Origin of the sequence: Escherichia sp. 93.0816 (assembly GCF_013368855.2) — a bacterium.
Classification (GTDB): Bacteria; Pseudomonadota; Gammaproteobacteria; order Enterobacterales; family Enterobacteriaceae; genus Escherichia; species Escherichia ruysiae.
Genome location: NZ_JABWNC020000009.1, coordinates 1 through 22,220 on the forward strand (window position 1 = coordinate 1; position 22,220 = coordinate 22,220).

Below are 22,220 nucleotides of genomic sequence, written 5' to 3' on the forward strand. Positions count from 1 at the left end.
AAAGCGTTATTCCATGCCGATCATAAAAATCTTATTGCGAAGGATATGGACATGGAGGGGCTTAACGAAGCCCGTAAGCTGATGCGCCTCCAGGAAGACGCTAACGGCGATTCGCTGAATATTACCCCCGCATTTGTCCTGGTCCCCGCCGCGCTGGAGTCTGCCGCACATCGCGCCATTCTGTCATCGTCATCACTCTTTCCGGTTGATGGCGTGGGCACTATCAATCAGAACCCCGGCATCATTAACGTGGTGAAAGATATGGCGGAGGTAATCGTTGAGCCACGTCTTGATAAAGCCAATAACAAGGAGTGGTATGTGGCAGCGGCGAAGGGTATGGACACGATAGAGGTCGCTTATCTTGATGGTATTGATACGCCATATCTTGAGGAGCAGGAGGGCTTTACTGTTGATGGCGTCGCCTGGAAGGTGCGCATAGATGCAGGTGTCGCGGCCCTCGACTATCGCGGATTACTGAAATCGAGTGGAGCATGACAACAAGGGCGGCGATAGCCGCCTTTTTTTACGGGTCCTCCCGGTGGGGTGGTCTGCCACGGGGCGGGAGCGGCGCGGAAAAAGGCTAGTTTTTGCATTTTCATTCGTCATCATCATCTTTCTATGATATTGAATTTTAAGTGTTTTTATTTTTGGTATGTTAATTTTGCTTGTTTTATGCTCAACATATAGCGCATTTTTTGACCTCTTCTGAAAGTTGTTCGCAAGATGCATGTTTAAAACATTCTGGAGCGGGTATGGATCGAGAACTGAAAAATCTGATGCTGAACATTAATCAACTGGCGGCGATAGCGGGAATATGTCGTCAGACTGCGGCGGCAAGGCTGAAAAACATCCAGCCAGCCGGAGGGCATGACAAGCTAAAACTCTATCGGGTGACTGACATTCTGACCTGTTTTCTTGATCTTCCCGTTCCGGCATCACTGGAAGAAATGGAGCCACATGACCGTAAGGCCTGGTATCAGTCCGAACGTGAGCGCCTCAAGTTCGAACAGGAAACGGCGCAACTCATACCCGCCGATGATGTGCGAAAAGAGATGGCTATATGGGGGGAAATCGTAAGCGAGGAACTGGCAAAACTCCCCAATATTCTGGCACGTGATGCCGGGCTTAAACCGATGGCAGTAAACAGAGTGCAGTCAATTATTGACGATTTGCGTAATCAGATTATCAGCCGGATGGTAAAAAATGACGTAGTGAATGAGGTCGCAAAACAGGCATGATAATGACCGAATCTGAAATACTGCGATTAATCCGCTGTGCTGGTGGAATCAGCCAGTTGGCTGACGAACAGGCCGCGCAGCCGGATACAGTCACCGCTGAAAATTACGCGCGTGTGGTGGCTGAGGTGATGCGCCGTGAAGGTATTGAGCTTAACGGCGTTGATATGCGCAACATACGAACCAGAGTTCTTGAGTTGCTGGCATACCGTCGCCGTTCTCAACAACGGAGGGAGAGCGCGAAAAATACTTACCAGTGGAGGAAGCCGGAGCACTTACGGCGGTAACTGGTTGATATTATCGAAAGTGCAAAAATGCACTTAGCAACTGGTGGCGAGTTGCAGATCTGCAACTCGACTATGAAACTACGGAAACTACCCGTAGTTTGGGTAGTAAGAGTAACACCCAGATTTTGGGGCTTACTCGCGATACCCAAATAAAGGGTATCGGTGGAAGAAATATCGTTTCTCATATGTGAGTTCCGAGAGCGGAATTCCGCCTCTGATTTGTCATTGTGATCATGCATAGCGGCAATAATTAATATTGCTTCCTTTTTGGCTTTTTTATCGCTTAAGCAGGTACTAAATCTGGGACTATGTTGTAGGGGGCATAACTCAATAGTACCTTATAATCATTTAGTTACCTTTTATTTACTTCTTCCTGGATGGAGGGTCCGGCAGCTGCTTACCAGACACTCTCGCAACTCGTTTACAAACTGCTTACTGCAGAACAGGAATACGAGACAACCGGAAGTGAAGAAACACTCAAGACGGTTATCAATACCGACTGGGGATTACCTTATCTTCCCCGCGCCAGCATGGAGCAACGAAAAAGTGAACTGCTTGAGCAGCGGGCAGAGCCAGTTCCTTCCCGCAGTGTGCCGGATGGCGTTAATTTCCTTGTGGCGACAGTGGATGTGCAGGCGGGACGTCATCGCCGTTTTGTGGTTCAGGTAACGGGCTATGGCAGCCGTGGCGAACGCTGGATTATTGATCGTTACAACATCACGCAGTCATTGCGCGGTGACAGCGACGGGGAGAGCCAGCGAATTGATCCGGCCAGCTATCCGGAAGACTGGGATGTCCTGCTGACGGATGTTTTTCATAAAAGCTGGCCGCTGGCCTCCGATCCTTCTCAACAAATGCGACTGATGGCAATGGCGGTGGACTCCGGCGGTGAAGACGGGGTCACTGATAATGCCTATAAATTCTGGCGTCGTTGCCGTCGTGATGGACTTGGTAAACGTATTTACCTGTTTAAGGGCGACAGCATCCGGCGCGCAAAACTGATCACCCGTACATTCCCTGATAACACCGGACGAACGGGCCGACGGGCGCAGGCCGCAGGTGATGTGCCGCTCTGGCTTCTTCAGACGGATGCCCTGAAAGACCGGGTGAATAACGCGTTATGGCGTGACTCGCCAGGTCCAGGCTATGTGCATTTCCCTGACTGGCTGGGGAGCTGGTTTTACGACGAACTGACGTATGAAGAGCGGAGCAGTGACGGGAAATGGAGTAAGCCGGGTCGCGGTGCCAACGAAGCCTTTGACCTGATGGTGTATGCCGAGGCTCTGGTCATTCTGCATGGATACGAAAAGATCCGCTGGCCGGATGCACCGGAGTGGGCGAGCCGGGAAACCTGGCTGGAGTGTGTCCCGGACAGTACCGAACCGTCACCCTCACCGGAACCGGTATCCACGCCTGTTAAAAAACAAAAACGGAAGAAAACAGTAACTGACGATGTTAACCCCTGGCTGACTTCCGGAGGATGGTTATGAACCAGAATGATATCGAAGCCATGATTCAGCGTTATACGGAAGCTGAAATGGCGGTGCTGGACGGAAAATCCGTCACTTTTAATGGTCAGCAGATGACCATGGAAAACTTATCTGAGATCCGGCAGGGACGGCAGGAGTGGGAGCGCCGCCTTGCGGCTCTGATTACACGACGACGGGGGCATCCCGGGTACCGGCTGGCGAGGTTCTGATGGCAATTCTTGATGATGTGATTGGCGTTTTTTCACCAGGATGGAAAGCGGCAAGGCTGCGTTCCCGTGCGGTGATCCAGGCTTATGAGGCCGTAAAAACGACGCGGACACACAAAGCCCGGCGGGAAAACCGAACTGCCGACCAGTTAAGCCAGTACGGGGCCGTGTCGTTACGTGAGCAGGCCCGTTACCTTGATAACAACCACGATCTGGTTATTGGTGTATTTGACAAGCTGGAAGAACGGGTGGTGGGGAAAAACGGGATTATTGTCGAGCCACATCCGGTATTACGCAATGGGGCCATTGCCCGTGATCTGGCAGCGGAGATTCGCACCCGATGGAGTGAATGGTCTGTCAGCCCGGAAGTCACCGGGCAGTTTACCCGTCCGATGCTGGAACGTCTGATGCTGCGTACCTGGCTGCGCGATGGTGAGGTGTTTGCCCAGATGGTTTCCGGGCGCATAAACAGCCTGACGCCTTCTGCCGGTGTTCATTTCTGGCTGGAGGCGCTCGAGCCAGACTTTATTCCCATGACCAGTGATGAGAGCAACAGGCTGAATCAGGGCGTGTTTGTTGATGACTGGGGGCGTCCCGAAAAATATCTGGTGTATAAAAGCCGTCCCGTATCCGGACGGCAGATGGAAACCAAAGAAGTGGATGCAGAGCGAATGCTGCATCTTAAATTTGTTCGCCGTCTGCACCAGATGCGCGGGACGTCTTTGTTGTCCGGTGTGCTGATCCGCCTCAGTGCCCTGAAAGATTATGAAGATTATGAGCTGACTGCAGCAAGGATCGCCGCTGCTCTGGGGATGTACATCCGGAAAGGCGACGGGCAGAGCTATGAACCGGATGGTAATGGCAGCAAGGAGAATGAACGCGAGCTTACCATTCAGCCAGGCATTATTTACGACGATCTGAAACCCGGCGAAGAAATCGGAATGGTGAAGTCGGATCGTCCCAATCCTAACCTTGAAACTTTTCGTAATGGTCAGTTGCGTGCCGTGGCGGCGGGCAGTCGTCTGAGTTTTTCCAGTACGGCACGCAACTATAACGGCACTTACAGCGCCCAGCGTCAGGAACTGGTTGAGTCTACTGATGGCTACCTGATCCTGCAGGACTGGTTTATTGGTGCCGTCACCCGCCCGATGTATCGTGCCTGGCTGAAACAGGCTGTGGCATCCGGTGTTATCAGGCTACCCCGCGATCTTGACCGTTCTTCACTGTATACCGCGGTGTATTCCGGACCGGTGATGCCGTGGATTGACCCTGTTAAGGAGGCTGAGGCCTGGAAAATCCAGATTCGTGGTGGAGCGGCGACAGAATCAGACTGGGTACGTGCTGGTGGTCGTAATCCGGATGATGTCAAACGTCGGCGCAAGGCCGAAATTGATGAAAACCGCAAGCTGGATCTGGTATTTGATACCGATCCGGCCAGTGATAAAGGAGGCAGCAGTGCCGCAACGAAACGACAGGAGCCGCAGCACACCGACGACCAGTCCGAAGAATAATTCCTGGTTCAGGATGCAGGCTGGTCACCAGAGTGACGCGGATATTTATATTTATGACGAGATTGGTTTCTGGGGTGTTACAGCGAAGCAGTTTATCAGTGATCTGAATGCACTGGGCGATATCACCCACATTAATCTCCATATTAATTCACCGGGTGGCGATGTCTTTGAAGGCATCGCCATTTTTAATGCGCTTAAAACACATGGTGCGTCCATTACCGTTTATGTCGACGGTGTGGCGGCGTCAATGGCGTCGGTCATTGCGATGGTGGGAAACCCGGTCATTATGCCGGAAAACACCTTCATGATGATTCATAAACCATTTGGCTTTACGGGCGGTGATGCGGAGGACATGCGCACCTATGCCGACCTGCTCGATAAGGTTGAGGCGGTTCTGTTACCCGCTTATGCACAGAAAACCGGGAAAACCACCGATGAAATTGCTGCCATGCTGGCGGATGAGACCTGGATGTCCGGTGCCGAATGTCTGGCACATGGATTTGCTGATCAGGTAACGCCAGCCGTTAAGGCAATGGCATGTATTCAGTCAAAACGTACAGAGGAATTTAAAAAGATGCCGGAATCCATTCGAAACATGATTACTCCGCCACGCAACAGTGCTCCACGCGTACAGGATGATGAACCTGCAGCCTCCCGGACGCCAGTGCAGGCAGCAGCACCCGTGGTGGATGAAAACAGTATCCGTGCGCAGGTACTGGCAGAGCAAAAAGCGCGTGTAAACGGTATTAATGATCTGTTTGCCATGTTTGGCGGGCGTTATCAGACACTGCAGGCTCAGTGTCTTGCCGATCCTGAATGTTCGCTGGAGCAGGCCCGCGAAAAGCTGTTGAACGAGATGGGGCGCGAGTCCACGCCATCCAATAAAAATACCCCGGCTCATATTTATGCCGGTAACGGTAATTTTGTGGGGGACGGGATCCGCCAGGCGCTGATGGCGCGTGCCGGATTTGAAAAAACCGAACGTGATAATGTCTACAACGGGATGACCCTGCGTGAATATGCCCGTATGTCACTGACTGAACGGGGTATTGGGGTTTCCAGTTATAACCCGATGCAGATGGTCGGTGCGGCGTTCACACACAGTACGTCTGACTTCGGTAATATTCTGCTGGATGTTGCGAACAAAGCCATTTTGCAGGGCTGGGAAGATGCCCCTGAAACCTATGAACAGTGGACGCGGAAAGGTCAGTTGTCTGATTTTAAAATTGCCCATCGTGTGGGTATGGGGGGCTTCAGTGCTCTGCGTCAGGTGCGTGAAGGGGCGGAATATAAATACGTCACCACCGGAGATAAACAGGCCACTATTGCACTGGCGACCTATGGCGAGCTGTTCAGTATCACCCGTCAGGCCATTATCAATGATGATCTGAATATGCTGACCGATGTCCCGATGAAACTGGGCCGTGCGGCGAAATCCACTATTGCCGATCTGGTTTATGCCATTCTGACGTCTAACCCGAAAATCTCCACAGATAATGTAAGTCTGTTCGATAAAGCGAAACATGCAAACGTACTGGAGAGCGCTGCAATGGACGTGGCATCGCTGGATAAAGCCCGCCAGTTGATGCGCGTTCAGAAAGAGGGGGAGCGTCATCTGAATATTCGTCCTGCGTTCGTACTGGTACCGACGGCGATGGAGTCTGTTGCTAACCAGGTCATTCGCTCCTCAAGTGTCAAGGGGGCTGACATTAACGCCGGTATTATTAACCCGGTGAAAGATTTTGCGACCGTTATTGCAGAGCCTCGTCTTGATGATAACAGCCAGACCACCTTCTACCTGGCTGCGTCAAAAGGCTCCGATACGATTGAAGTGGCTTATCTCAACGGTGTGGATACGCCATATATTGATCAGATGGAGGGCTTCAGTGTGGATGGCGTGACAACGAAAGTGCGTATTGACGCCGGTGTCGCGCCAGTTGATCACCGCGGTCTGGTGAAATGTACGGCGTAAACGTCGCAGACAACAACTCTGATGGCCCGTAAGGGCTTTTTTTGTACCTGAAATCAGCCCCTGAATGGGGCTGTGCGGAGACAGTTATGGCAAAGAATTTTGTAGAAGAAGGAAAAACGGTGGCGATTGTTGCCAGTGCAGCCATCAGCAGCGGAGATCTGGTGCAGGTGGGTGATGTTTTTGCGGTGGCGCTGACCGATATTCCACAGGGTGAAACAGGCGACGGCATGACCGAAGGTGTGTTTATGCTGCCTAAGCTGAAAACGGATGACATGAAAACGGGTAAGAAGGTTTATCTGAAGTCCGGAAAAGTTCAGCTGACTAACAGCGGCTCTGATCCGCTGGTCGGGGTTGTCTGGGCAGATGCCGGAACCAGTGCAGAAGAAGTGCCGGTAAAACTCAATGTCTGATCCCTTTTCCCGGCTGGTAGCGCGTATGGATGCGATCACGGTCAGAAAGATGGGAAAGACAGCCTCGATTAATGATGTCGATATGACTGTGATCCCGGGAGAAACACTGGCAGAGCTGAATGCTCTGTCCGGACCTGCGGTCTCTCTGGTGGTGTTTTCTTCGGGATACCGCCCACGGCGCGGGGATCGCGTTGTTTATGACGGACAACAATGGACGGTCACACGGCATGAACGCTTTAACGGTAAGCCAATGATCTTTATTGAGTAAAGAGGTATGGGATGAAGGGGCTTGAGAATGCCATCCGCAATCTGAACAGCCTTGATACCCGTATGGTGCCACAGGCCAGCGCATGGGCGATAAACCGTGTGGCACAGAAAGCGGTCTCGGTTGCCACCCGGCAGGTTGCCGGGAATACCGTTGCGGGAGATAACCAGGTGAAAGGGATCCCCCTGAAACTGGTACGTCAGCGTGTCCGGGTGTTTAAAGCCAGTCCGTCAGGAAAAATGACGGCCAGGATCCGCGTTAACCGGGGCAATCTGCCCGCCATCAAACTGAACACAACACGGCGGCGTGCTGGTGAAGGACTGAGAGTGGGAAAATACTTTTTCCGGGGGGCATTTGTTCAGCAACTGGCGAATGGCCGCTGGCATGTTCTGAGGCGTCTTCCTGAAGCGCGTTTTGCAACAGGGCATGACCATCAGGGCAGGCCAAGAAAAAATCGTCTTCCTGTGGAGGTAGTGAAAATCCCGCTGTCCGGACCGCTGACACAGGCATTTGAAGATGCCCGCGACCGCATCATTGCTGCGGAAATGCCGAAACAGCTGGGGTATGCACTGAAACAACAACTGAGGTTATGGCTGACCCGATGAACCGACATACACAAATCCGCCAGGTCGTACTGGCACGCCTTCGGGAACAGTGTGGAGACAGCGCCACGTTTTTTGACGGGCTTCCGGCATTTGTTGATGCGCAGGAACTGCCTGCCGTGGCGGTGTGGCTGAGTGATGCTCAGTACACCGGAAAAATGACGGATGAAGATGACTGGCAGGCTGTTCTGCATATTGCTGTCTTCATCCGGGCACAGGCACCGGATTCAGAGCTGGATATGTGGATGGAGAGCACCATTTTCCCGGCCCTGAATGATGTACCGGCACTTTCCGGACTCATCGACACCCTGATCCCACTCGGTTTTAACTATCAACGTGATAATGAGATGGCCACCTGGGCGATGGCGGAAATCACGTACCAGATCACGTACACGAATTAAGGAGGTGGCAATGACCACACCAAATCCACTGGCAAAGACGAAAGGTGCGGGGACGACGTTCTGGATGTATACCGGCAACGGCGACGCATTTGCGAACCCTTTGTCGGACACTGACTGGCTGCGTCTTGCGATGGTGAAGGATCTGCAACCTGGCGAAATGACCGCTGATGCAGAAGATGATACTTATCTCGATGATGAAGATGCAGACTGGAAAACGACAACCCAGGGGCAGAAATCAGTCGGTGATACTTCGGCGACGCTGGCCTGGCGTCCGGGTGACAGCGGGCAGAAAAAACTGGTTCAGTTGTTCGACTCCGGTGAAGTCTGCGCGTTTCGTATCAAATATCCCAACGGTACTGTTGATGTTTTCCGTGGCTGGCTGAGTTCACTGGGTAAAACCATTGCCTCAAAAGACGTGATGACCCGCACTGTGAAAATCAGCGGTGTGGGGCGTCCGTATCTGGCAGAGGAAGGCACTGAAACAGTGAGCGTTACCGGGCTGACGGTGGCACCGGCATCTGCCAGTGTAAAAGTGGGAGCAACCACCACGCTGACCTTTACAGTAAAACCTGACGGAGCCAGTGACAAAGCGATCAGTGTGCATTCGTCAGATCCACAGACTGCCACGGTGACCCTGAACGGGCTTGTAGCCACGGTGAAAGGCGTGAAGCAGGGCAGTGTCAGCATTGTGGGCATGACCGCTGACGGGAATTTTGTGGCTGTGGCTGCGGTGACTGTCAGCGCCGCAGGTTAACAGGACGATACTCATCATTTGCCCCGGCTATCCGGGGCTTTTTTGCAGGTGGAGAACATGATGTTTCTGAAACAGGGCACGTTTAATTATGAAAAACAGTCCGTGGTGCTCAGTGAGCTGTCCGGGCTGCAGAGAATTGAATATCTGGCGTTTGTTCAGCAGCGAACGGCAAAGTTTGATGCCGGTGAGGGAGAACTGCCGGAGGCTGAACGACAGATTGCTTTTCTGCGGATGGGGATGGATATCAATGCCTGGCTGGTTTCCCGCTCACTGTGGAATGCGGATCAGTCTAAGGATGTAGAGACGCTTTGCGCATCCGTTATTACAACATGGTCGTATGATGCCCTGGGTGCGGGGGCGGAGATGGTTCTGTCGCTGAGCGGTATGGGGGCCATTGAGAATGCCGGGGATGATGAGCATGAGGCGCTGACGCCGGAAAAGTCCTGACGCGGGAAATGCAGTTTGTCATGCGGCTTGCCCGGGAGTTCCGGCGGGCAGACTGGCGGCGGATGCTGTCGGAAATGTCGGCCACTGAGCTTGGTGAGTGGGGCGATTATTTCCGGATGCAGAGCTTCAGTGATGTGTGGATGGATGCGCAGTTTGCCTCGCTGAAGGCATTGATCGTGAGAATGGTGTCCGGCAGCAGTGATGCTGCGGTGGCTGATTTCAGCCTTTTACCGGAAGAGAACGGGATACCGGAGCGAACGGACGAAGAACTGATGCATCTTGGGGAAGGTATTTCCGGAGGTGTGCGTTATGGACCAGATAGCCAACCTGGTCATTGATTTGGGGATTGATGCGGCAGAGTTTAAAAATGAAATCCCCCGTATCAAAAACCTTCTGAATGGTGCAGCCAGCGATGCAGAACGGTCTTCTGCCCGTATGCAGCGTTTTATGGAGCGTCAGACTCAGGCCGCCCGGCAGACAACGCAGGCGGCGTCTTCGGCTGCAACAGCCGCATCCGTCCATGCGCAGACGGTGGAGAAGAACGCACAGGCTCATGAACGCATGGCCCGCGAGGTGGAGAAAACCCGCCAGCGCATGGAGGCGCTGAGCCAGAAAATGCGCGAGGAACAGGCGCAGGCCATGGCTCTGGCGGAGGCTCAGGATAAAGCGGCTGCTGCGTTTTATCGTCAGATTGACAGTGTGAAACAGGCCAGTGCGGGTCTGCAGGAATTACAGCGTATTCAGCAGCAGATCCGACAGGCCAGAAACAGTGGCGGGATTGGTCAGCAGGATTATCTGGCGCTGATTTCTGAGGTTACGGCGAAAACCCGTGTTCTTACACAGGCTGAGGAAGAGGCTACCCGACAGAAAGTGGCGTTTATCCGTCAGCTTAAAGAGCAGGCAACCCGCCAGAATCTTTCTTCTTCTGAGTTGCTTCGTGCTAAGGCTGCCCAGTTGGGGGTAAGCAGTGCTGCAGAAGTGTATATCCGCAAAATGGAGCAGGCAGGAAAAGCCACGCATTCGCTGGGGCTGAAAAGTGCAGCGGCCCGTCAGGAGATAGGCGTTCTGATAGGTGAACTGGCCCGCGGAAATTTAGGTGCGCTGAGGGGATCCGGAATAACGCTGGCTAACCGTGCCGGGTGGATAGACACACTGATGTCACCGAAAGGCATGATGCTTGGCGGGGTTATTGGCGGTATTGCCGCGGCTGTCTATGGTCTGGGTAAAGCCTGGTATGACGGTCAGAAGGAGGGGGAAGAATTTAACCGCCAGCTGTCGCTGACGGGGCATTATGCCGGAGTCACTGCCGGGCAGCTGTGGACGCTCAGTCGTGCTATTTCCGGGAATGGTATCACGCAACATGCTGCAGCCGGTGCGCTGGCTCAGGTGGTGGGGAGTGGTGCATTTCGTGGAAACGATATCGGTATGGTGGCGAGAGCTGCCGCACAGATGGAGCGATCGGTTGGCCAGTCGGTCAGCGATACCATAAATCAGTTTAAGCGGCTGAAGGATGATCCTGTAAATGCCGCGAAGTCTCTGGACAATGAGCTGCATTTTCTTACTGCCACTCAGCTTGAGCAGATACGCGTCCTTGGAGAGCAGGGGCGGTCCAGTGATGCGGCACGGATAGCCATGTCTGCACTGGCAGAGGAAACCGGTCGGCGTACTGCGGATATTGATAATAACCTCAATGCGCTGGGCAGTACGCTGCAAACTTTGTCTGACTGGTGGAAGCAGTTCTGGGATGCGGCCATGAATATTGGTCGTGAAGACTCGCTGGATGAACAGATTTCCGCTTTACAGGAGAAAGTGTCGCGGGCGAAAAGACTCCCCTGGACGGCATCATCTTCTCAGGTTGAGTACGATCAGCAGCGTCTTAACGAGCTTCAGGAGAAAAAACGCCAGAAGGATTTGCAGGATGCAAAAGAGCAGGCAGAGCGGAATTATCAGGAGCAACAGAAACGCCGTAATGCTGAAAATGCTGCACTGAACCGGATGAATGAAACGGAAGCAGCACGACATCAGCGTGAAATTGCGCGTATTAATGCCATGCAGTACGCCGATCAGGCTGTCAGGGATGCGGCGATACAACGTGAAAATGAACGTTACGAGAAAGCCCTGGCATCCGGTAAGAAAAAAACACGCGAAACCCGTAATGATGAGGCCACCCGGTTATTGCTGCAGTACAGTCAGCAACAGGCACAGGTGGAAGGACAGATTGCTGCTGCCAGACAGTCAGCAGGCATTGCCACGGAAAGGATGACAGAAGCGCATAAACAGCTTCTGGCTCTGCAGCAGCGCATCAGCGACCTGGACGGGAAAAAACTGACGGCAGATGAAAAGAGTGTGCTGGCCCGTAAAGATGAACTGATTCAGGCACTGACGCTGCTGGATGTAAAACAGCAGGAGCTTCAGAAACAGACGGCACTCAACGAGCTGAAGAAAAAAACAATTCAGCTGACCAGTCAACTGACTGAAGAAGAGCGCGCTCAGCGTCAGCAACATGACCTGGATATCGCCACGGTGGGTATGGGTGATCAGCAGCGGCAGCGATATCAGGTACAACTGAGTCTTCGCCAGAAATACCAGCAACAGCTGGAGCAGTTGAGGCGGGATAGTGAGCAGAAAGGGACATATAACACGGATGACTACAGAAAGGCCGAGCAGGCGCTGACGGAGAGCCTGAACCGACAACTGAATGAGAATCGCCGTTACTGGCAACAGCTTGAAGTTGTGCAGGGTAACTGGAAAAACGGAGTCCTGCGTGCATTTCAGGATTTTACCGTGGATGCAGATAATACGGCAGGAACAGCAGAACAGGTGTTCTCGTCAGCCTTCAGCAACATGGGAAATGGCCTGGCAACTTTTGTCACTACCGGCAAACTCAATTTCAAATCCTTCACCTCTTCTGTGCTGTCAGATATGGCGAAAATCCTGGCGCAGGCAACCATGATGAAATCGATAAAAGGGATTGGCAGTGTACTGGGATTTGATCTCAGCAGCCTTTCCCTGAATGCCAATGGGGGGATTTATCAGTCTGCTGATTTGAGTCGCTACAGTGGCACGGTGGTTAACCGTCCGACGTTTTTTGCTTTTGCAAAAGGCGCGGGTGTGATGGGGGAAGCTGGACCTGAAGCCATTCTGCCACTGCGTCGTGGTGCTGACGGTAAGCTGGGGGTTGTGGCGGATATTGGTGGTTCAGGTATGGCGATGTTTGCCCCGCAGTACAACATCGAGATCAATAACGATGGCACGAACGGGCAGATAGGTCCGGCTGCCCTGAAGGTGGTTTATGACCTTGGGAAAAAAGCGGCAGCGGACTTTATGCAACAGCAGGCCCGTGATGGTGGTCGGTTAAGTGGAGCATATCGGTAATGGAGACGTTTCACTGGAAAGTGCGCCCGGATATGAATGTGGTATCAGAGCCGAAAGTGGTGACAGTGAAGCTGGGCGATGGTTATGAACAGCGTCGTGCGGCGGGACTGAATAACCAGTTGTCGACTTACAGCGTGACGATACGTGTTCGTAAATGTGAACACCCATCTTTAAAAGCCTTTCTGGAACGGCACGGTGGCGTCCGCGCATTTCAGTGGACGCCACCTTATGACTGGAAGCCGATCAGGGTGGTTTGTCGTAAATGGTCGGCAAGCGTGGGGGCGTTGTGGGTAACCATAACGGCAGATTTTGAACAGGTCGTGGCATAGGAGGCTCTGATGCAGGATATTCCACAGGAAACACATCATGAGACGACACGCCTCACTCAGTCAGCCCAGGTGGTGCTCTGGGAAATCGATCTGACAGAGGTCGGTGGTGAACGTTATTTTTTCTGTAATGAGCAGAACGAAAAAGGTGAGCCGGTCACCTGGCAGGGGCGGCAGTATCAGGCATACCCCATTCAGGGGACAGGATTTGAACTGAACGGCAAGGGCAGTGCTGCCCGTCCGACACTGACGGTTTCTAACCTGCACGGTATGGTCACCGGTATGGCAGAAGATCTGCAGAGTCTGGTCGGCGGAACGGTGGTCCGGCGTAAGGTTTACGCCCGTTTTCTGGATGCGGTGAACTTCGTCAACGGAAACAGTGATGCCGACCCGGAGCAGGAGGTGATCAGCAGCTGGCGCATCGAGCAGTGCAGTGAACTGAGTGCGGTCAGTGCTTCTTTTGTACTGTCCACGCCGACGGAAACGGATGGCGCTGTTTTTCCGGGGCGTATCATGCTGGCCAACACCTGCACCTGGACCTATCGCGGTGATGAGTGCGGTTATAACGGTCCGGCTGTCGCGGATGAATATGACCAGCCGACGTCCGATATCACGAAGGATAAATGCAGCAAATGCCTGAGCGGCTGTAAGTTTCGCAATAACGTCGGCAACTTTGGCGGTTACCTTTCCATTAACAAACTTTCGCAGTAAATCCCATGACAGAGACAGAATCAGCGATTCTGGCGCACGCCCGGCGATGTGCGCCAGCGGAGTCGTGCGGCTTCGTGGTGAGAACGCCGGAGGGAGAAAGATATTTTCCCTGCGTGAATATCTCCGGTGAGCCGGAGGCGTATTTCCGGATGGCTCCGGAGGACTGGCTGCGGGCAGAAATGCAGGGTGAGATTGTGGCGCTGGTCCACAGTCACCCCGGTGGTCTGCCCTGGCTGAGTGAGGCTGACCGGCGGCTGCAGGTGCAGAGTTATTTGCCGTGGTGGCTGGTCTGCCGCGGGGCGATTCACAAGTTCCGCTGTGTGCCACATCTTACCGGGCGGCGCTTTGAGCACGGGGTGACGGACTGTTACACGCTGTTCCGGGATGCATACCATCTGGCGGGAATTGAGATGCCGGATTTTCATCGCGGGGATGACTGGTGGCGTCACGGTCAGAATCTCTATCTGGATAATCTGGAGGCCACAGGGCTGTATCAGGTGCCGTTGTCAGCGGCGCAGCCGGGCGATGTGCTGCTGTGCTGTTTTGGTTCATCGGTGCCGAATCATGCCGCCATTTACTGTGGTGACGGCGAGCTGCTGCACCATATTCCTGAACAACTGAGCAAACGAGAGAGGTATACCGACAAATGGCAGCGACGCACACACTCCCTCTGGCGTCACCGGGCATGGCACGCATCTGCCTTTACGGGGATTTGCAACGATTTGGCCGCCGCATCGACCTTCGTGTGAAAACGGGGGCCGAAGCCATCCGGGCGCTGGCCACACAGCTCCCGGCGTTTCGTCAGAAACTGAATGACGGCTGGTATCAGGTGCGCATTGCCGGGCGTGATGCAGGTGAAACCGAATTATCTGCCCGTCTTAATGAGCCGCTGGCAAATGGTGCCGTGATCCATATCGTGCCGCGTCTGGCGGGAGCTAAAAGTGGCGGTGTATTTCAGGTGGTGCTGGGGGCGGCGTTGATTGCGGTGGCATGGTGGAACCCTGTGGGCTGGCTGGGTGCCGCGGCTGTATCGGGCATGTATGCGGCAGGGGCCAGTATGATCCTGGGCGGTGTGGCGCAGATGCTGGCACCGAAAGCCAGGACGTCCACGGCAGCCAGTACAGATAACGGCAAACAGAACACCTATTTTTCCTCACTGGATAACATGGTTGCTCAGGGCAATGTTTTGCCTGTTCTGTACGGTGAAATGCGTGTGGGGTCGCGGGTGGTTTCTCAGGAGATCAGCACGGCAGACGAAGGGGATGGTGGTCAGGTTGTGGTGATTGGTCGCTGATGCAAAATGTTTTATGTGAAACCGCCTGCGGGCGGTTTTGTCGTTTATGGAGCATGACGAATGGGTAAAGGCAGCAGTAAGGGGCATACCCCGCGCGAAGCGAAGGACAACCTGAAATCCACGCAGTTGCTGAGTGTGATCGATGCCATCAGCGAAGGGCCGATTGAAGGTCCAGTGGATGGATTAAAAAGCGTGCTGCTGAACAGTACACCGGTGCTGGACAGTGAGGGGAATACCAACATCTCCGGTGTCACGGTGGTGTTCCGGGCAGGTGAGCAAGAACAGACACCGCCAGAGGGATTTGAATCATCAGGTTCTGAGACGGTACTGGGTACGGAAGTGAAATACGACACGCCGATCACCCGGACCATCACGTCTGCAAACATCGACCGTCTGCGCTTTACCTTCGGTGTGCAGGCACTGGTGGAAACCACCTCAAAGGGTGACAGGAATCCGTCGGAGGTCCGACTGCTGGTTCAGATACAGCGTAACGGTGGCTGGGTGACAGAAAAAGACATCACCATTAAGGGCAAAACCACGTCGCAGTATCTGGCCTCGGTGGTGGTGGATAACCTGCCGCCGCGCCCGTTCAATATCCGGATGCGCAGGATGACACCGGACAGCACCACAGACCAGCTGCAGAACAAAACGCTCTGGTCGTCATACACCGAAATTATCGATGTGAAACAGTGCTACCCGAACACGGCACTGGTCGGCGTGCAGGTGGACTCGGAGCAGTTCGGCAGCCAGCAGGTGAGCCGTAATTATCATCTGCGCGGGCGTATTCTGCAGGTGCCGTCGAATTATAACCCGCAGACGCGGCAATACAGCGGTATCTGGGACGGAACGTTTAAACCGGCATACAGCAACAACATGGCCTGGTGTCTGTGGGATATGCTGACCCACCCGCGCTACGGCATGGGGAAACGTCTTGGTGCGGCGGATGTGGATAAATGGGCGCTGTATGTCATCGGCCAGTACTGCGACCAGTCGGTGCCGGACGGTTTTGGCGGCACGGAGCCGCGCATCACCTGTAACGCTTACCTGACCACGCAGCGTAAGGCGTGGGATGTGCTCAGTGATTTCTGCTCGGCGATGCGCTGTATGCCGGTATGGAACGGGCAGACGCTGACGTTCGTGCAGGACCGACCGTCGGATAAGGTGTGGACCTATAACCGCAGTAATGTGGTGATGCCTGATGATGGCGCGCCGTTCCGCTACAGCTTCAGCGCCCTGAAGGACCGCCATAATGCCGTTGAGGTGAACTGGATTGACCCGGATAACGGCTGGGAGACGGCAACAGAGCTTGTGGAGGATACGCAGGCCATTCTCCGTTACGGTCGTAATGTCACGAAGATGGATGCCTTTGGCTGTACCAGCCGGGGGCAGGCACACCGCGCCGGGCTGTGGCTGATTAAAACGGAGCTGCTGGAAACGCAGACAGTGGACTTCAGCGTGGGCGCAGAAGGGCTTCGCCATGTACCGGGCGATGTCATTGAAATCTGTGATGATGACTATGCGGGTATCAGCATCGGTGGTCGCGTGCTGGCGGTGAACAGCCAGACCCGGACGCTGACGCTCGACCGTGAAATCACGCTGCCATCCTCCGGTACCACGCTGATAAGCCTGGTTGACGGAAGTGGCAATCCGGTCAGCGTGGAGGTTCAGTCCGTCACCGACGGCGTGAAGGTAAAAGTGAGCCGTGTTCCTGACGGTGTTGCTGAATACAGCGTATGGGGGCTGAAGCTGCCGACGCTGCGCCAGCGACTGTTCCGCTGCGTGAGTATCCGTGAGAACGACGACGGCACGTATGCCATCACCGCCGTGCAGCATGTACCGGAAAAAGAAGCCATCGTGGATAACGGGGCGCACTTTGACGGCGACCAGAGTGGCACGGTGAATGGTGTCACGCCGCCAGCGGTGCAGCACCTGACCGCAGAAGTCACTGCAGACAGCGGGGAATATCAGGTGCTGGCGCGATGGGACACGCCGAAGGTGGTGAAGGGCGTGAGCTTTATGCTTCGTCTGACCGTGGCAGCGGATGACGGCAGTGAGCGGCTGGTCAGCACGGCCCGGACGACGGAAACCACATACCGCTTCACGCAACTGGCGCTGGGAAACTACAGGCTGACAGTCCGGGCGGCAAATGCCTGGGGGCAGCAGGGCGATCCGGCATCGGTATCGTTCCGGATTGCCGCACCGGCAGCGCCGTCGCGGATTGAGCTGACGCCGGGCTATTTTCAGATAACCGCCACGCCGTATCTTGCCGTTTATGATCCGACGGTACAGTTTGAGTTCTGGTTCTCGGAAAAGCGGATTGCGGATATCAGGCAGGTTGAAACCACAGCTCGCTATCTTGGCACGGCGCTGTACTGGATAGCTGCCAGTATCAATATCAAGCCGAGCCATGATTATTATTTTTACATCCGCAGTGTGAACACCGTTGGCAAATCGGCATTCGTGGAGGCTGTTGGCCAGCCGAGTGATGATGCATCCGGCTATCTGGATTTTTTCAAAGGAGAGATAGGGAAAACCCATCTGGCTCAGGAGTTGTGGACGCAGATTGATAACGGTCAGCTTGCGCCTGACCTGGCGGAAATCAGAACGTCTATCACGGATGTCAGTAATGAAATCACGCAGACCGTCAATAAGAAACTGGAAGACCAGAGTGCAGCGATCCAGCAGATACAGAAGGTTCAGGTTGATACAAATAATAACCTGAACAGCATGTGGGCTGTGAAGCTGCAGCAGATGCAGGACGGACGCCTTTATATCGCGGGTATTGGTGCCGGTATTGAAAACACCCCTGACGGCATGCAGAGTCAGGTGCTGCTGGCGGCAGACAGGATTGCGATGATTAATCCTGCGAATGGCAACACAAAGCCGATGTTTGTTGGGCAGGGCGATCAGATATACATGAATGAAGTGTTCCTGAAATATCTGACGGCTCCCACCATTACCAGCGGCGGTAATCCTCCGGCATTTTCCCTGACACCGGACGGGCGGCTGACGGCGAAAAATGCCGATATCAGCGGTAACGTGAATGCGAACTCCGGGACGCTCAACAACGTCACGATTAACGAGAACTGTCGGGTTCTGGGAAAACTGTCCGCCAACCAGATTGAAGGCGATCTCGTTAAAACAGTGGGCAAAGCTTTCCCCCGGGACTCCCGTGCACCGGAGCGGTGGCCATCAGGGACCATTACCGTCAGGGTTTATGACGATCAGCCGTTTGACCGGCAAATTGTTATTCCAGCGGTGGCTTTCAGCGGTGCCAGACATGAGCGGGAGAATAGCGATACTTATTCGTCATGCCGCCTGATAGTGAAGAAAAACGGGGCTGAAATTTATAACCGAACGGCTCTGGATAATACGCTGATATACACGGGTGTTATTGATATGCCTGCAGGCAGTGGCGTAATGACACTGGAATTTTCTGTATCAGCATGGTGGGTAAATGACTGGTATCCCACAGCAAGTATCAGCGATTTGCTGGTTGTTGTGATGAAGAAAGCCACTGCAGGCATCACGATTAGCTGAATTTTATAACCCAGATACGGGCGCCAGAAATGGCGCCTTTTTTATTGCAGAAAAGCGAGAGGTAATTATGCGTAAATTATGTGCTGTTATTCTGTCCGCAGTAGTCTGGCTGGTTGCCGCTGGTACGCCAGCGAGCGCAGCAGAGCATCAGTCCACACTAAGCGCCGGGTATCTTCAGTCCCATACTGATATGCCCGGCAACGATGACCTGAAGGGCATTAACGTGAAATACCGTTATGAATTTACGGACACGCTGGGGCTGGTGACGTCATTCAGCTATGCCGGAGACAATAATCGCCAGATTACCCGTTACAGCGATACCCGCTGGCATGAAGATTCAGTGCGTAACCGCTGGTTCAGCATTATGGCGGGGCCGTCTGTACGCGTGAATGAATGGTTCAGTGCTTATGCGATGGCAGGTGTGGCTTACAGCCGTGTTTCGACGTTCTCCGGGGATTATCTCCGCGTAACTGACAACAAGGGGAAAACGCACGATGTGCTGACCGGAAGTGATGACGATCGCCACAGCAACACGTCTCTGGCGTGGGGAGCTGGCGTGCAGTTTAACCCGACCGAATCCGTGGCCATTGATATTGCTTATGAAGGTTCCGGCAGTGGCGACTGGCGTACTGACGGTTTCATCGTGGGTGTCGGTTATAAATTCTGATTAGCCAGGTAACACAGTGTTATGACAGCCCGCCGGTTCAGGCGGGCTTTTTTGTGGAGTGGATATGGCAGCAGTAAAAATCTCAGGCGTGCTGAAAGACGGTGCAGGAAAACCAATACAGAACTGCACTATTCAGCTCAAAGCAAAGCGTAACAGCACCACGGTACTGGTGAACACGGTGGCCTCTGAAAATCCGGATGAAGCCGGGCGTTACAGCATGGATGTTGAGCATGGCCAGTACAGCGTCACCCTGCTGGTTGAAGGTTTTCCGCCTTCACATGCCGGGATCATTACCGTCTATGAAGGTTCCAGACCAGGTACGCTGAATGATTTTCTCGGTGCCATGACGGAAGATGACGTCATGCCGGAGGCATTGCGTCGTTTTGAGGCAATGGTGGAAGAAGCGGCACACAACGCCGAAGCCGCCTCTCAGAGCGCAGCGGCGGCAAAGAAATCCGAAACTGCAGCGGCATCATCGAAGAACGCGGCGAAAACCTCAGAAACGAATGCAGCTAACAGCGCACAGGCAGCAGCGGCCTCACAGACTGCATCGGCAAACTCCGCGACAGCAGCCCAAAAATCAGAAACCAACGCGAAAAATAGCGAAACAGCCGCAAAGACGAGCGAAACCAACGCGAAGTCCAGCCAGACGGCAGCGAAAACCAGCGAAACGAATGCCAAAGCCAGTGAAACTGCGGCAAAAAACAGCCAGGTTGCAGCAGCTGAAAGCGAGAGTGCCGCTGCCGGTTCTGCGACTTCAGCTGCTGGATCAGCAACTGCTGCGGCTAACAGCCAGAAAGCTGCGAAGACGAGTGAAACTAACGCAAAGTCCAGCCAGACGGCAGCGAAGACCAGCGAAACGAATGCCAAAGCCAGCGAAACTGCGGCGAAAAACAGTCAGGATGCAGCGGCCCAAAGCGAGAGTGCCGCAGCTGGTTCTGCAAGTGCGGCGGCTTCTTCTGCCACTGCATCAGCCAACAGTCAAAAAGCTGCAAAAACCAGTGAAACCAACGCAAAGGCGAGCGAGACTGCGGCTGCGAACTCAGCGAAAGCATCGGCAGCAAGCCAGACGGCAGCTAAAGCAAGCGAAGATGCAGCCAGAGAGTACGCAAGCCAGGCTGCGGAGCCGTATAAATATGTCTTACAGCCGCTGCCTGATGTGTGGATACCATTTAACGATTCGCTGGATATGATTACGGGCTTTTCGCCATCATATAAAAAGATTGTTATTGGTGATGATGAAATAACGATGCCTGGCGATAAGGTTGTAAAGTTTAAACGCGCATCGAAAGCAACCTATATTAATAAATCTGGTGTGCTGACAGAGGCTGCCATTGACGAGCCACGATTTGAACGTGATGGCCTGCTTATTGAGGGGCAAAGAACGAACTTCTTCCCGAACAGTACAGACCCTTTGAAGTGGAATAAGTCAACTTCACTGGACGTTACAGAAACAGGCACAGATAGTTTCGGTTTTAATTATGGCCGGTTTGTCGTACAGGATTCGATTGTTGGCACAAGTAAAGCGCATACCATTATAGGGCTGTATTCAAGTACCGGAGGGGTTGATACTTCAGGTGACGAAAAGTATGTAACTATATCCTGTCGGGTAAAAAGTGAAGTTGATAATATCGCCGTTCGTATTTTATTTGAACATTATGATGGGGAAGTAAGGACATCAATAGGAACAGCAAGCCTGAACCTTACCACCCGCATAATTAGCAAGACGGGTCAGACAAGCCGTGTTACAGCAAGGTCTGTTAAGGATGATGCAACTGGCTGGATATTTTTTGAGGCTACATTAAAAGCAGATACAACAGAAAATACGGTTGGTGGTTTTGTCCAGTATTCTCCGGATACAGGGCAGATGGTTACATCAGGGGATTATCTCGATGTAACCACTCCACAGATTGAGGCTGGTACAGGCGCATCATCTTTTATTGTTACGGGGACGGCACCGGCAACGCGGGCAAGCGATATGGTGACAGTCCCAATCAAGAATAACCTTTATAATCTTCCTTTTACGGTTCTTTGTGAGGTACATAAGAACTGGTATAAAACGCCAAATGTAGCGCCGCGTGTTTTTGACACCGGCGGTCATCAAACCGGAGCGGCAATTATTATTGGATTCGGTTCTTCAGCAGATTACGACGGATTTCCTTATTGCGATATTGGAGGAGCTAACAGACGGGTAAACGAAAACGCATTGCTTGAAAAAATGGTTATGGGGATGCGTGTAAAGTCAGATCAGTCTACGTGCTCAGTAAGTAACGGGCGTATATCCAGCGAAACAAAAACCACATGGTCCTATATTCAGAACACCGCAATTATCCGTATTGGAGGCCAAACTACAGCCGGGTTACGTCATTTATTTGGTCATGTCAGGAATTTCAGAATATGGCACAAGGCATTGACTGATGCTCAGGTGGGGGAGTCAATCTAATGAAAGATTTAACACTCAAATTTGCCGACAGAGCCGACTTTTCGGCCTTTATGGAGAGTATTGGCTATTATGATGACGAGTCGATGCAGGATGATATTCTTATTGACGTGATAGGTAACGTGTACAAAGAAACCGGAGAACTGAATGAAGATGGCGAACCGGTATGTGTTAAGGAAGACGGATATTTTGTAAACGTGCGCATCATTAATGATGTGAAAACACCGTCAATATTCGATGAATACGTGGTTGCTGTTGAGCATCAACTTCGTGGCTGGATGTGAGGA

22 protein-coding genes and 1 pseudogene are annotated in these 22,220 nt (G+C 53.2%); all 23 read left to right on the forward strand.

The features are described from left to right. Window positions 1-495: phage major capsid protein (locus HEM79_RS11655; protein ID WP_172823397.1), on the forward strand; the 495-nt coding region annotated here is incomplete at its 5' end. Window positions 496-752: 257 nt separating this feature from the next. Then, on the forward strand, window positions 753-1,238 hold the full coding sequence (locus HEM79_RS11660; protein ID WP_000373413.1) for a DUF1441 family protein: 486 nt from the start codon (window positions 753-755) through the stop codon (window positions 1,236-1,238). A 2-nt stretch (window positions 1,239-1,240) separates the two neighbouring features. Beyond that, the gene (locus tag HEM79_RS11665) at window positions 1,241-1,522 is read left to right on the forward strand and encodes a hypothetical protein (RefSeq protein ID WP_183082703.1); all 282 of its coding nucleotides are present in this window, start codon (window positions 1,241-1,243) and stop codon (window positions 1,520-1,522) included. Window positions 1,523-1,890: 368 nt separating this feature from the next. Then, a pseudogene (locus HEM79_RS11670) lies at window positions 1,891-3,012 on the forward strand (terminase gpA endonuclease subunit); the annotation flags it as partial. After that, the gene (locus HEM79_RS11675; protein ID WP_001072975.1) at window positions 3,009-3,221 is read left to right on the forward strand and encodes a hypothetical protein; all 213 of its coding nucleotides are present in this window, start codon (window positions 3,009-3,011) and stop codon (window positions 3,219-3,221) included. The pseudogene HEM79_RS11670 and the gene HEM79_RS11675, both read left to right, overlap by 4 nt. After that, window positions 3,221-4,729: a phage portal protein gene (locus tag HEM79_RS11680; protein ID WP_023147435.1), complete on the forward strand. Its 1,509-nt coding sequence runs from the start codon at window positions 3,221-3,223 to the stop codon at window positions 4,727-4,729. The genes HEM79_RS11675 and HEM79_RS11680 overlap by 1 nt, the downstream gene beginning before the upstream one ends. Next, window positions 4,674-6,701: a ClpP-like prohead protease/major capsid protein fusion protein gene (locus tag HEM79_RS11685; protein WP_001360054.1), complete on the forward strand. Its 2,028-nt coding sequence runs from the start codon at window positions 4,674-4,676 to the stop codon at window positions 6,699-6,701. The genes HEM79_RS11680 and HEM79_RS11685 overlap by 56 nt, the downstream gene beginning before the upstream one ends. Window positions 6,702-6,787: 86 nt before the next feature. Beyond that, window positions 6,788-7,111, forward strand: coding sequence for a DUF2190 family protein (locus HEM79_RS11690; protein WP_001097050.1), 324 nt, complete (start codon window positions 6,788-6,790; stop codon window positions 7,109-7,111). Then, entirely contained in the window at window positions 7,104-7,379 is a 276-nt protein-coding gene (locus HEM79_RS11695) for a DNA breaking-rejoining protein (protein WP_001283158.1), read from the forward strand. The genes HEM79_RS11690 and HEM79_RS11695 overlap by 8 nt, the downstream gene beginning before the upstream one ends. Before the next feature lie 11 nt (window positions 7,380-7,390). Next, a complete protein-coding gene (locus HEM79_RS11700; protein ID WP_000677120.1) occupies window positions 7,391-7,981 on the forward strand; it encodes a phage tail protein in 591 nt (196 codons plus the stop codon). Beyond that, window positions 7,978-8,379, forward strand: coding sequence for a phage minor tail U family protein (locus HEM79_RS11705; RefSeq protein ID WP_001079419.1), 402 nt, complete (start codon window positions 7,978-7,980; stop codon window positions 8,377-8,379). The genes HEM79_RS11700 and HEM79_RS11705 overlap by 4 nt, the downstream gene beginning before the upstream one ends. 10 nt (window positions 8,380-8,389) lie before the next feature. Continuing rightward, window positions 8,390-9,133 (forward strand): phage tail protein, encoded by a 744-nt coding sequence (locus HEM79_RS11710; RefSeq protein ID WP_000211128.1) that lies wholly within the window; start codon window positions 8,390-8,392, stop codon window positions 9,131-9,133. 60 nt (window positions 9,134-9,193) lie between these two features. After that, window positions 9,194-9,580 carry a phage tail assembly chaperone G gene (gene gpG / locus HEM79_RS11715; RefSeq protein WP_042029629.1) on the forward strand — a complete coding sequence of 129 codons (387 nt, stop codon included), beginning with the start codon at window positions 9,194-9,196 and terminating at the stop codon, window positions 9,578-9,580. 8 nt (window positions 9,581-9,588) lie between these two features. Next, window positions 9,589-9,918 carry a phage tail assembly protein T gene (locus HEM79_RS11720; protein ID WP_001161009.1) on the forward strand — a complete coding sequence of 110 codons (330 nt, stop codon included), beginning with the start codon at window positions 9,589-9,591 and terminating at the stop codon, window positions 9,916-9,918. Next, window positions 9,890-12,955, forward strand: coding sequence for a phage tail tape measure protein (locus tag HEM79_RS11725; RefSeq protein WP_176243100.1), 3,066 nt, complete (start codon window positions 9,890-9,892; stop codon window positions 12,953-12,955). Before HEM79_RS11720 ends, HEM79_RS11725 begins: the two co-directional genes overlap by 29 nt. Continuing rightward, window positions 12,955-13,284 carry a phage tail protein gene (locus HEM79_RS11730; RefSeq protein WP_000447253.1) on the forward strand — a complete coding sequence of 110 codons (330 nt, stop codon included), beginning with the start codon at window positions 12,955-12,957 and terminating at the stop codon, window positions 13,282-13,284. Before HEM79_RS11725 ends, HEM79_RS11730 begins: the two co-directional genes overlap by 1 nt. 9 nt (window positions 13,285-13,293) lie before the next feature. Beyond that, window positions 13,294-13,992, forward strand: a complete 699-nt coding sequence (locus HEM79_RS11735) for a phage minor tail protein L (protein ID WP_001152393.1) — start codon at window positions 13,294-13,296, stop codon at window positions 13,990-13,992. A gap of 5 nt (window positions 13,993-13,997) precedes the next feature. Continuing rightward, complete coding sequence (locus tag HEM79_RS11740) at window positions 13,998-14,741, forward strand: C40 family peptidase (protein WP_176243099.1); 744 nt, start codon at window positions 13,998-14,000, stop codon at window positions 14,739-14,741. After that, on the forward strand, window positions 14,639-15,286 hold the full coding sequence (locus tag HEM79_RS11745; protein WP_000741576.1) for a tail assembly protein: 648 nt from the start codon (window positions 14,639-14,641) through the stop codon (window positions 15,284-15,286). Before HEM79_RS11740 ends, HEM79_RS11745 begins: the two co-directional genes overlap by 103 nt. A 60-nt stretch (window positions 15,287-15,346) precedes the next feature. Continuing rightward, a complete protein-coding gene (gpJ, locus tag HEM79_RS11750; protein ID WP_176243098.1) occupies window positions 15,347-18,826 on the forward strand; it encodes a phage attachment tail tip protein J in 3,480 nt (1,159 codons plus the stop codon). A gap of 67 nt (window positions 18,827-18,893) precedes the next feature. After that, window positions 18,894-19,493 (forward strand): Ail/Lom family outer membrane beta-barrel protein, encoded by a 600-nt coding sequence (locus tag HEM79_RS11755; protein WP_096965601.1) that lies wholly within the window; start codon window positions 18,894-18,896, stop codon window positions 19,491-19,493. A 64-nt stretch (window positions 19,494-19,557) separates the two neighbouring features. Next, window positions 19,558-21,936, forward strand: coding sequence for a prophage tail fiber N-terminal domain-containing protein (locus HEM79_RS11760; protein ID WP_176243097.1), 2,379 nt, complete (start codon window positions 19,558-19,560; stop codon window positions 21,934-21,936). Beyond that, window positions 21,936-22,217: a hypothetical protein gene (locus HEM79_RS11765; protein WP_105955746.1), complete on the forward strand. Its 282-nt coding sequence runs from the start codon at window positions 21,936-21,938 to the stop codon at window positions 22,215-22,217. The genes HEM79_RS11760 and HEM79_RS11765 overlap by 1 nt, the downstream gene beginning before the upstream one ends. Window positions 22,218-22,220 lie beyond the last annotated feature (3 nt).